This window comes from Pseudomonas entomophila (genome assembly GCF_013523165.1).
Classification (GTDB): Bacteria; Pseudomonadota; Gammaproteobacteria; order Pseudomonadales; family Pseudomonadaceae; genus Aquipseudomonas; species Aquipseudomonas entomophila_A.
Window position 1 is genome coordinate 67,128 of record NZ_JAAMQI010000020.1, and the last position, 11,055, is coordinate 78,182.

Annotated in this window: 9 protein-coding genes; 6 read left to right on the forward strand and 3 right to left on the reverse strand. The window is 65.8% G+C overall.

The genetic code is table 11. The features are described 5' to 3' along the window. Positions 1-114: 114 nt before the first annotated feature. Complete coding sequence (locus G7Z99_RS15625; RefSeq protein WP_181095318.1) at positions 115-813, forward strand: pirin family protein; 699 nt, start codon at positions 115-117, stop codon at positions 811-813. Between the two features lie 372 nt (positions 814-1,185). Here the strand turns inward: G7Z99_RS15625 and ptrR are convergent, their stop codons facing one another. Further along, entirely contained in the window at positions 1,186-2,061 is an 876-nt protein-coding gene (gene ptrR / locus G7Z99_RS15630; protein WP_181095320.1) for a putrescine utilization regulator PtrR, read from the reverse strand. A 104-nt stretch (positions 2,062-2,165) separates the two neighbouring features. Between ptrR and G7Z99_RS15635 the strand changes: the two genes are divergently transcribed. Then, the gene (locus tag G7Z99_RS15635) at positions 2,166-3,551 is read left to right on the forward strand and encodes an aldehyde dehydrogenase family protein (protein WP_181095322.1); all 1,386 of its coding nucleotides are present in this window, start codon (positions 2,166-2,168) and stop codon (positions 3,549-3,551) included. A 93-nt stretch (positions 3,552-3,644) separates the two neighbouring features. Here G7Z99_RS15635 and G7Z99_RS15640 read toward each other — a convergent pair whose 3' ends face one another. Together G7Z99_RS15640 and sodC are read right to left on the reverse strand one after the other, a co-directional pair. Further along, positions 3,645-5,549, reverse strand: coding sequence for an acyltransferase family protein (locus G7Z99_RS15640; protein WP_181095324.1), 1,905 nt, complete (start codon positions 5,547-5,549; stop codon positions 3,645-3,647). Between the two features lie 218 nt (positions 5,550-5,767). Then, entirely contained in the window at positions 5,768-6,283 is a 516-nt protein-coding gene (gene sodC, locus G7Z99_RS15645; RefSeq protein WP_181095326.1) for a superoxide dismutase family protein, read from the reverse strand. A gap of 275 nt (positions 6,284-6,558) precedes the next feature. On the opposite strand from sodC, the gene G7Z99_RS15650 reads away from it, so the two are divergent. The 4 genes from G7Z99_RS15650 to G7Z99_RS15665 all read left to right on the forward strand — a co-directional run bounded on the left by G7Z99_RS15650 (position 6,559) and on the right by G7Z99_RS15665 (position 11,026). Continuing rightward, positions 6,559-7,416 (forward strand): SDR family oxidoreductase, encoded by an 858-nt coding sequence (locus G7Z99_RS15650; RefSeq protein WP_181095328.1) that lies wholly within the window; start codon positions 6,559-6,561, stop codon positions 7,414-7,416. Positions 7,417-7,836: 420 nt separating this feature from the next. After that, positions 7,837-8,856 (forward strand): branched-chain amino acid aminotransferase, encoded by a 1,020-nt coding sequence (locus G7Z99_RS15655; protein WP_181095330.1) that lies wholly within the window; start codon positions 7,837-7,839, stop codon positions 8,854-8,856. A gap of 132 nt (positions 8,857-8,988) precedes the next feature. After that, positions 8,989-9,669 carry a response regulator transcription factor gene (locus tag G7Z99_RS15660; protein ID WP_181095332.1) on the forward strand — a complete coding sequence of 227 codons (681 nt, stop codon included), beginning with the start codon at positions 8,989-8,991 and terminating at the stop codon, positions 9,667-9,669. Then, positions 9,647-11,026, forward strand: a complete 1,380-nt coding sequence (locus G7Z99_RS15665; protein ID WP_181095334.1) for a sensor histidine kinase — start codon at positions 9,647-9,649, stop codon at positions 11,024-11,026. Before G7Z99_RS15660 ends, G7Z99_RS15665 begins: the two co-directional genes overlap by 23 nt. Positions 11,027-11,055: the final 29 nt, after the last annotated feature.

The following is an 11,055-nucleotide window of genomic DNA, read 5'->3' on the forward strand; positions in this document are numbered from 1 at the left end:
GAGAGGGCTCGGTATCAATCGATTTATATGATGCTCATTAGCCAATATTTACGCTTTTTTTAGATGTTTGGCCGGTGCACCATGGCTTCATTCATCACCTTCTGGAGTCCGACCATGCTGCATCTTCGTCGCTTCGACAGCCTGGGCCATGCCGATCACGGTTGGCTTGACGCCCGCCATCATTTCTCTTTCGCCGAGTACCACGATCCAGCGCGCATGCACTGGGGCAACCTGCGGGTCTGGAACGACGACCTGATCGCGGCGGGCAGCGGCTTCCCACCGCACCCGCACCGCGACATGGAAATCATCACGTACGTCCGTGAAGGCGCCATCAGCCACCGCGACAGCCTGGGCAACCAGGGGCGCACCGAAGCAGGCGACGTGCAGGTGATGAGCGCCGGCACGGGCATCGTGCACAGCGAGTACAACCAGGAGGCGGTCGATACGCGGCTGTTCCAGATCTGGATCATTCCGGACCGCACCGGCGAGACGCCGTCCTGGGGCACGCGGCCGTTTCCCAAGGGGGAGCGCGGCGAAGGGTTCGTGACGCTGGCCAGCGGACGGGACGAGGACACCGACAGCCTGCGCATTCGTGCCGATGCCCGACTGGCGGCCGCGACCGTGCGCGCCGGAGAGGTGATCGAATACCGCTTCGAGGCGGGTCGACGGGGCTACCTAGTGCCGGCCAAGGGACGTCTCAAGGTCAACGATTTGCTGGCCGAGACCCGCGACGGCGTGGCGATCGAAGGCGAACCCGTCATTCGTGTGGAGGCGCTGGAGGACAGCGAGGTGGTGCTGGTGGATGTCGCCTGAGCCTGCCCGAGTGGCTGACAGGCGACGTACCGGCGTGTGAAGGCGCCTGTCCTGCCACCCTCGCTGGCAAGCCTCTCCACCTGTAGCCGTATCAGTATGATCACGGAAAAGTAAGAGGCTCTGTGGGGGCGTGCTTTCTGCACCCTCGCATGGGCTGTTTTTGTGGGCCCTGCGGTCCCAATCGCGGCACAGGGGCCGCACATGGGCCCGCAATTGCCTGTATTACTGCGGCAGGACTACGGGGGTAGGAGCGGCCCCTGCCGGGGCGCCGGACCGGCCGCGATTGGGACCGAAGGGCCCACAAAGCAGCCAACACCTCAGCGCCTGAACGAGAGCCACCCTGCTCGACCCTGCGCCCAGCCTGCACCGCCCTCATGCCCCCTGCCGATCCCGGCGCTCCTCCAGCAACGCCACGAACGTGCTCAAGCTGCGCGACACCGTGCCGCGGCGCCAGACCAGCCAGGTCTTGAGCAGGCGAAAGTCCTCGGACAAGGGCCAGACGCTCACCGTGCTGCATCCGGGCATGCTGTCGAGCATGCTGCGCGGCATGAGGGCCAGCCCTGCCCCGGCACTGACGCAGGCGAGCATGCCATGGTAGGACTCCATCTCGTGGATCTTGCCCGGCACCGCCTCGTCGCAGACGAACCAGCGCTCGAAATGATGACGGTAGGAGCAGTTGGCGCGAAACGCATAGATGCTCTGGCCGTTGACGTCCTGGGCGCGGGTGACCGGTGGGTGGTTGAGCGGCGCGATGACGACCATCTCTTCCTCGAACACCGCCATGCCCTCCAGGGTCGGGTGCAGCACGGGCCCATCGACGAAGGCAGCCACCAGCCGACCGCTCAACACGCCTTCGAGCATGGTGCCGGACGGCCCAGTGGACAGGTCCAGGTCGACCTTGGGGTAGCGTTGGTTGTAGGCCGCGAGCAGGCCAGGGATGCGAACCGCCGCTGTGCTTTCCAGCGAACCCAGGGCGAAGGTGCCCTGCGGATCGTCACCGGCCACCGTCGAGCGTGCCTCGTGCACCAGGTCCAGGATGCGCCGGGTGTACTCCAGGAAATTCCACCCGGCCGGCGACAGGCGCAGGCGGTGCTTTTCGCGAATGAACAGCTCCACCCCCAGATCCTGTTCCAGTTGCTTGATGCGGGTGGTCAGGTTGGAAGGCACCCGGTGGATCTGCTGCGCTGCGCCACTGATGCTGCCGTGCTCGGCCACGGCCTTGAAGATCTCCAGCTGTACCAAGTCCATGACCTTTCTCCAATCGTGAACGTTTCGGTCATTATTATTCAGTTTTCATAAAACCGATACGTCCGTATTCTGACCTCACTGTCCACCACGACGAGTAGCCTGCCATGCGCGATATCACGAGCCAGACCCATGCCATTTCCGTCGACCCGCACACGGACGAACAGATCGGGCATTACGCTTTCGAGGACGCCGCCGCACTGGACGCGGCGCTGCAACGGGCCAAGGTCGGCTATGACAGCTGGCGGCGCACGTCGCTGGCGCAGCGCAGCGAACACCTGACGCGCCTGGCTGCAGCCTTGCAGGCCAATGCCGAGGCCCTGGCGGTGATGATCACCCGCGAGATCGGCAAGCCCATCGCCCAGGCGCGTGGCGAAGTGGCCAAGTGCGTCAACCTGTGCCAGTGGTACGCCGAACACGGCCCGGCCATGCTCGCTCCAGAAGCCACCCAGGTGGAAAAGGCCCGGATCGAATACCGCCCGCTGGGCCCGATCCTGGCGGTGATGCCGTGGAACTTCCCGCTGTGGCAAGTGCTGCGCGGCGCCGTACCGGCCGTGCTGGCAGGCAACACGTACGTGCTCAAGCATGCCCCCAACGTGATGGGCAGCGCCTACCTGCTGCGTGACGCCTGCCAGGCGGCCGGCCTGCCGGAGGGCGTGCTGGAAGTGATCAACGTCACCGCCGAGGGCGTGACCCAGGCGATCAACGACCCGCGTATCGCCGCCGTCACCCTGACCGGCAGCGTGCGTGCTGGCATGGCCATCGGTGCCCAGGCGGGCGCCGCGCTGAAGAAGTGCGTCCTGGAGCTGGGCGGCTCCGACCCGTTCATCGTGCTGGCCGATGCCGACCTGGATGCGGCCGTGCAGGCGGCGGTCATCGGGCGTTACCAGAACACCGGCCAAGTGTGCGCGGCGGCCAAGCGCATGATCGTCGAGCAGAGCGTGCTCGAGGAGTTCACTCAGCGCTTCGTCGAAGCGACCCGTCGCCTGACGGTCGGCAACCCGCTGGACGAGGACACCTACGTCGGCCCGATGGCACGCTTCGACCTGCGTGACGAGCTCGACGGTCAGGTGCAGGCCTCGCTGGCCGAAGGTGCCACGCTGCTGCTGGGCGGGCACAAGCAGGACGGTGTCGGCAACTACTATGCCCCGACCGTGCTGGGCGACGTGACGCCGTCGATGACCGCGTTCCGCCAGGAGCTGTTCGGGCCGGTGGCGGCGATCACCGCCGCCCGGGATGCCGAGCATGCCGTGGAACTGGCCAACGACAGCGACTTCGGCCTGGCGTCGACGATCTACACGGCCGACCTGGCCCTGGCCGAGCGCATGACCGCGGCGCTGGACACCGGTGCGGTGTTCATCAACGGCTACTGCGCCTCGGACCCCCGCGTCGCCTTCGGGGGCGTGAAGAAGAGCGGGTTCGGCCGCGAGCTGTCGCACTTCGGCCTGCGCGAGTTCTGCAACGTGCAGACGGTCTGGGCAGATCGCGTCTGATCCCCCTGCCCCCCGCCATGATCGGGCAGCCCACGGGCTGCCCTTTTATTGGCCCACCTTTGCCACGCGCAGGTCGGCAGACCTGGCCTTCGATCAGGACCGCGCCGGCGGATCGTTCAGCAGCGAGTAGCCGCGCTCCAGCAGCGTCTTGCCGATGTACCGCGAGCCGACCTCGTTGAGGTGGGCGTTGTCCAGGTACAGCAGCTTGCCGTCGATCAGCGAGCGGCAACGCCCCTGTGCGCAGATGACTTGGTTAGGGTCGATGAAACGCACCTGCGGGAACCGTGCGCGCAGCGTGGCCCAGTACTGCGGACGCGCGGCCTGGGCGGCGTCACAGGTGCGCGGCGTCGCGAACATCAGCTGGCGCACCGGGCAGGTCGCTGCATTCTGGATCGCCTGGTTGTTCAGGATCACGATGACCTGGCCAGTGCTCTTGACCACCCGCTCCAGGCTGGCCGCGATCGGCTCGCCTGCGGCCTCGTCCGAGGGCCAACTGCCCGCCAATACCACGTAGGGATAGCGCTGGGCTTCGATCAGCGCATAGACCCTGGCATTGCGCTGCGCGCAGTGCTCGGCGTAGACCTTGGACATGTCGACGTTGTAGCCCAGGATCGGCGCGCACCCGTCCATGGTGTAGTCCATGAGGCTGACCCCATCGGGCCGCGCCAGCAGATCGACCATGCCGGTGAAGTGGTTGGCGAACGAATCCCCGACCAGGATGCCGTCGAGCTGCGCCTTGGGCGCGCCGAGCCGGCACTGCGCATCGGGGGCGGTACGGTACAGGGCATTGGGCACATGACAGCCGCGTCGATTGTCGGCGGGACGCTCCAGGGTCATGGCCTCGAGGGTCTCGACCGTCGGCCCGAAGCGCGCCGGGAAGCCCCCCTGCCACTGGATGACGCCGCTCACCACGGCCAACAACACGGCAGGCAAGGCAAAGCGACGGGCGAAGACCGTGGCGAATCCGGCCTGCAGGCCACTGCGCCGCAGGGGTTGTTCGACCCAGCGCCAGGTCAGCCAGGCCAGCACCACAGCCGCCAGCACGACCGCCAGCCCCACACTCGGATCGATGGGAATGGACAGGTAGTTGAGGTAAGCGATCAAGGGCCAGTGCCACAGGTACAGCGAGTACGAGATCAAGCCGATGAACACCAGCGGCCGGCTGCCCAGCAGCCGTGCGCGCCGCCCATCGTGCCCTGCGTGGATCAACAGCGCCGCGCCCAGACAAGGCAGCAGCGCGGTCAAGCCAGGGAACGGGGCGCCAGGACCGATCAGCGCCAGGGACCCGACGACCAGTGCCCAGCCCACCGCACGACTGACCAAGGCCGGGTACCGAGCCAGCGGCATGGGCCGGGTGACATGCCAGATCCCCAGGCAACCGCCGAGCATCAGTTCGAAGAAGCGTGTCGGCAGCAGGTAATAGGAAGCCGTGACGAACACGCCGGTGCCGTAGTGCGACAGCCCGATCGTCGCCAGCAGGCCGAGGCCGAGCAGCCAGGGCCAGCGACGCGGCATCCACCGCAGCAGGGCCAGCAGCAGGAGGGGCCAGATCATGTAGAACTGCTCTTCGATGCCCAGCGACCAGGTGTGCAGCAACGGCGCTTCACTGGCATCGGCGGCGAAGTAGTTGCCGTACTTCAACCAGATGAACAGGTTGGACACACCCAGCAGGGCGAACAAGGCATTGGCGCTCAGCCGCTCGAGGTCGACCGGGGACAGCAGCACCGCGCCGAGCGCCAGGGTGGCGAACAACACGGTGGCCAGGGCCGGCACGATACGGTTGATTCGCCGCTGATAGAACTGGCGCAGCGAAAAGGTCCCGGCGCGGGCCTGCTGGAATACTTGGGCGGTGATCAGGTAGCCGGAAATCACGAAGAAGATGTCCACGCCGACGAAGCCGCCCGGCAGCCAGGCGGCGCCGAGGTGGTGAAGGAACACGGCGATCACGGCCACGGCGCGCAGGCCGTCGATGTCGGGTCGGTAAGCAGTGCGTTGCATGATGGTGAACGTCCTCGAGGCAGTCCCGGATACCCAGGCAGGCAGAACACCCGCTTGGACAGGGGCCTCAAGGTTAACGCAAGCTCGAGGGCCAGGCGTCAACTCACCGACAATTTCATCGCCTCGTGAAATGGCGGCGTGTAACTGTCGCCATCGATGCCATTAAATTGACGAAAAGCAGGTCGACACGTGTCGCGTCGACCTGTCGTTTCAACGGGTCACTGCACCACGCCGCAGGCCATGCGCGCACCGCCGCCGCCCAGCTTCTCGGGATGATCGCTGTGGTTGTCGCCGCCCACGTGCACCATCAGGGCGTGGCCTTTGAAGTCTTCCGCCTTCAGGCGCGGTGCCAGTACCGGGTAGGTGGCCTTGCCATCGGCACCGACGTACAGCGCAGGCAGGTCGCCGCGGTGGCCGCTGTCGTCGTAGGGGCCTTTGTGGGCGTTGGTGGAGTCAGGGTCCCAGTGCCCGCCTGCGGCGCCGGCCGGAACGGCCTTGCCGTTGTCCTGGGCCACGCCACAGTCCGGTTTCTGGTGCAGGTGGAAGCCGTGCACGCCAGGCGGCAGGTCGGTCAGCTTGGGCGTCAACAGGGCGCCGTATTTGTTCTGCTCGATGGTGATGGTGCCGATCGACTTGCCGGCGCCCTCAGGGCCGGCCAGTTTGAGTTCGACGGTCTCGGCGGCCTGGGCCAGACCCGTGGTCGCCAGCAAGGCGGTCAGTAGCACTGCTTTCATAGCATCGTCTCCATGGATGAACGTGGGGCGGCATCGTCGGCTGCCTGGCGCACGCTAGCACGCGTGGACCTCTTGCCGCATCGGACAGCGCTTCCAGGAGACAGATTCCCAGTGGACATATTTACATACACGTCATTGGCCAGAGGCTCTGCACCGACTCGACACCCTCGGGGCACAGGTGCCATTCGTCGCATGTGCATGCGCTGCGATACAACCCCGGCGGCCAGGCGCATTCACACGTTAGGTCCAGTTCATTCGTCACGAGGAACGCAACCATGCGCGAGTATCCCTTCCCGCCATTCCCGGAGCAGCCGCAACAGGTGCCGGGCAACCAACACCAGATGAACCCGCTGCCCGATTGCGGGGAGAAGACCTATGTCGGTCATGATCGCCTCAAGGGCAAGGTCGCCCTGATCACCGGCGGCGACAGCGGCATCGGCCGTGCCGTGGCGATCGCCTTCGCCCGCGAGGGAGCGGATGTCGCGGTGGCGTACCTGGACGAGCACCAGGATGCCGAAGAGACCGCCAAGTGGGTACGCGACGCAGGCCGCACCTGCATCCTGCTGCCGGGTGACATCGCCCAGAAGGCCACCTGCGACGCGCTGATCGACAAGACCGTCGACGCCTTCGGCCGCATCGACGTGCTGGTCAACAATGCCGCCTTCCAGATGAGTCACGAGTCGATCGAAGACATCTCCGACGAGGAGTGGGTCAAGACCTTCGATATCAACATGACGGCCATGTTCCGGCTGTGCAAGGCTGCCCTGCCGCACATGCCCAAAGGCGGCTCGATCATCAACACCACCTCGGTCAATTCCGACTCGCCGACCCCGACCCTGCTGGCCTACGCGGCGACCAAGGGCGCCATCGCCAACTTCACCGCCGGCCTGGCGCAGATGATCGGGCCCAAGGGCATCCGCGTGAACAGCGTGGCGCCCGGGCCGATCTGGACGCCGCTGATCGTGTCCACCATGCCGCCAGAGCAGGCCAGCCACTTCGGTGAGCAGACGCCGCTGGGGCGTGCCGGACAGCCGGTGGAGGTGGCGCCCATCTATGTGCTGCTGGCCTCGGACGAGAGCAGCTACATCACCGGTAGCCGTTATGGCATCACCGGGGGCAAGCCGATCTTGTAACGGTGCCGGACGAGGGAGCGAGTGCAGCGGTGGGCGCGACGGTGCGTTCACGGCCGTCATCGCGGGCAAGCCCGCTCCCACCCGGCCGCCGGTCTGGGCATACATCAGTGCATTGATCGTACAGTCGCGACACAGGCACCGCTGCTACACCCGTCGCCACACTGCGATAATGCCGGTTGTCACGGGCACCGTGCGGGAGCGGGCTTGCCCGCGATGGCGGTGGCAAGAACACCGATAGCTGCCAGCCTTCCAACAGCCTCTTCTCGTCCTCTTGCCCTTCTTCTTCTGCGACAGGACACACCCCCCTGCCCTCAATTGATGGCCAAGCGTTTCCGATCCACCCCGGATGTATTATCGTTGCCCAGTGCGCAAACCGAAGCACCTGACCGTTCAGGCAGCTGCAAGACAATCGAGGGTGTCATGAGCAACGAAAGCATTAATTGGGACAAGCTGGGCTTCGACTACATCAAGACCGACAAGCGCTACCTGTCCGTCTGGCGCGATGGCCAATGGGATCAAGGCACCCTGACCGACGACAACGTCCTGCACATCAGCGAGGGTTCCACCGCGCTGCACTACGGCCAGCAATGCTTCGAGGGCCTGAAGGCCTACCGCTGCAAGGACGGGTCGGTGAACCTGTTCCGTCCTGACCAGAACGCCGCGCGCATGCAGCGCAGCTGTGCCCGCCTGCTGATGCCGCACGTGCCGACCGAGGTGTTCATCGAGGCGTGCAAGCAGGTGGTCAAGGCCAACGACCGGTTCATCCCGCCGCACGGCAAGGGCGCGCTGTACCTGCGTCCCTTCGTCATCGGCGTGGGCGACAACGTCGGCGTGCGGACCGCGCCCGAGTTCATCTTCTCGATCTTCGCCATCCCGGTCGGTTCGTACTTCAAGGGCGGCATGAAGCCCCACAACTTCATGATCTCCAACTTCGACCGTGCCGCCCCGCAGGGCACTGGTGCAGCCAAGGTCGGCGGCAACTACGCCGCCAGCCTGCAACCTGGCGCCGAGGCCAAGCAGCGCAGCTTCGCCGATGCGATCTACCTGGACCCGCTGACCCACACCAAGATCGAGGAAGTCGGCTCGGCGAACTTCTTCGGCATCACCGCCGACAACGAATTCGTCACGCCCAAGTCCGCCTCGGTGCTGCCGGGCATCACCCGCCTGTCGCTGATGGAACTGGCCGCCTCGCGCCTGGGCCTGACCGTGGTCGAAGGCGATGTGGAGATCGACAACCTGGGCCGCTTCATCGAAGCCGGCGCCTGTGGCACCGCCGCCGTGATCACGCCGATCGGCGGGATCGAGTACAACGGTTCGCTGCACGTCTTCCATGACCTGGAAAAGGTCGGCCCGGTCACCCAGAAGCTGTACGCCGAACTGACCGGCATCCAGAGCGGTGACGTCGAGGCGCCCGCCGGCTGGATCGTCAAGGTCGCCTGACCTGCCCTGCCCTCGATCAGGTCGCCCTGCGCTGGCCTGATCGAGCCTGCACACGCAGATGAATTTTTCTTAAACTGGGCGCTGTCCATTGTTTGGCACAATCGTGCTTTCCCCCGCTGCCCAGGAACCTGCATGCCTCGCGTACTGACCATCGAAGACGACGCCGTCACGGCGCAGGAAATCGTCGCCGAACTGTCCACCCACGGCCTGGACGTGGACTGGGCGGACAATGGCCGCGAAGGCCTGGCCAAGGCCATCGCCGGGGGTTACGACCTCATCACCGTGGACCGCATGCTGCCCGAGGTCGACGGCCTGACCATCGTCACCACCCTGCGCGGCCTGAAGATCGCTACCCCGATCCTGATGATCAGCGCGCTGTCGGACGTCGACGAGCGCGTACGCGGGCTGCGCGCCGGCGGTGACGACTACCTGACCAAGCCCTTCGCCTCCGACGAGATGGCAGCACGGGTCGAAGTGCTGCTGCGCCGCAACAGCGTGCCGATGACCCAGACCCGCCTGCAGGTCGCCGACCTGGAGCTGGACCTGATCAGCCATGAAGCACGCCGCGGCGAGCAGACCTTGAACCTGCTGCCGACCGAGTACAAGCTGCTGGAATACCTGATGCGCCATGCCGGCCAGGTGATCACGCGGATGATGATTTTCGAGGAAGTGTGGGGCTATCACTTCGACCCGGGAACCAACCTGATCGACGTGCACATCGGGCGCCTGCGCAAGAAGATCGACTCACCCGGCCAGACGCCGCTGATCCGCACCGTGCGAGGTTCCGGCTATGCAATTGCCGAACCCGTCTAAGGGCTGGAGTTCGTCCACCAGCCGGCTGCTGGCGCTGTACAGCTTTCTGTTCGTGACCTGGAGCTGCATCCTCATGGGGGTGCTCTACTACGAGGTGTCCGACTACCTGAACAAGTTGACCCGGCACTCCATGCTGCAGCGTCAGCACCTGTTCACCCACATGAGCGGCAAGCAGCTGGACGATGCGCTGATCGCCAGCCAGGCGTTCGAAGAGCGCAGCTTCGACGCTTATGGCCTGTTCGATGCCCACCTGCACCCGGTCGGCGGGCGGATCCGCGCCATCCCCGACGAGCTGCCGCTCGATGGCCGCGTGCACGAACTCGACCGCTGCCTGGACGCTGACGATCCCCACGTGCCGCGCGACAGCTGTGACGCTGTGGCAATCAAGGTCCAGGACGGTCGCTGGCTGGTACTGGTGCGCGACAACGGCTCGCTGTTCGTGGTCACGCGCATCATCCTGCACGCCCTGCTCTGGGGCATTTCACTGACCCTGATCCCGGGTTTCGCCGGCTGGTACCTGCTGCGGCGCAGGCCGCTCAAGCGCATCCGCGCGGTGCAGGCCAGTGCCGAGCTGATCGTCGCGGGCGACCTGACCCACCGGCTACCGCTGTCCAGCCGCCGTGACGAACTGGACATGCTGGCGGCCATCGTCAATGCCATGCTCGACCGCATCGAGCGCCTGATGCACGAGGTCAAGGGTGTCTGCGACAACATCGCCCATGACCTGCGCACCCCGCTCACGCGCCTGCGGGCGCAGCTGTACCGTATCCGCCAGCAGAATGGCGATGACTGGGCCGACGCGCCCGCCCTGGACCAGGCCATCAGCGAGACCGACACTTTGATGGCGCGTTTTCGCGGGCTGCTGCGCATCAGCGAACTGGAAGACCGGCGCCGCCGCGCCGGATTCGTGGACATCGATCCGGCCGGGCTGCTGGTGGAGCTGCACGATTTCTACTTGCCCCTGGCCGAAGACGGCGGGATCGGCCTGACGCTGGCCCAGCCCGATCGGTTGCCGTCGGTGCATGGGGACCGGGAACTGCTGTTCGAAGCGCTGGCCAACCTGCTCGGCAATGCCATCAAGTTCACCCCCGAAGGCGGGCAGGTGCGGCTCGACGCCGCGGTCGAAGGCAAGACGCTGTGCATTGCGGTGGAGGACAGTGGGCCGGGCATCCCGGAGGAGGAACGGCAGGCGGTGCTGAAGCGGTTCTACCGCAGCGAAGAAGGCCATCGTCATGCGGGGTTCGGCCTGGGGTTGTCGATCGTCGCGGCGATCGTGGACTTGCACGGGTTCCAGCTGGAGGTGGGCGCTGGCGCACTGGGCGGGGCACGGTTGGTGTTGCGCTGCCCGCTGGGGTGAGGGGCTGCTTTCCAAATCTTGTGGGCCCA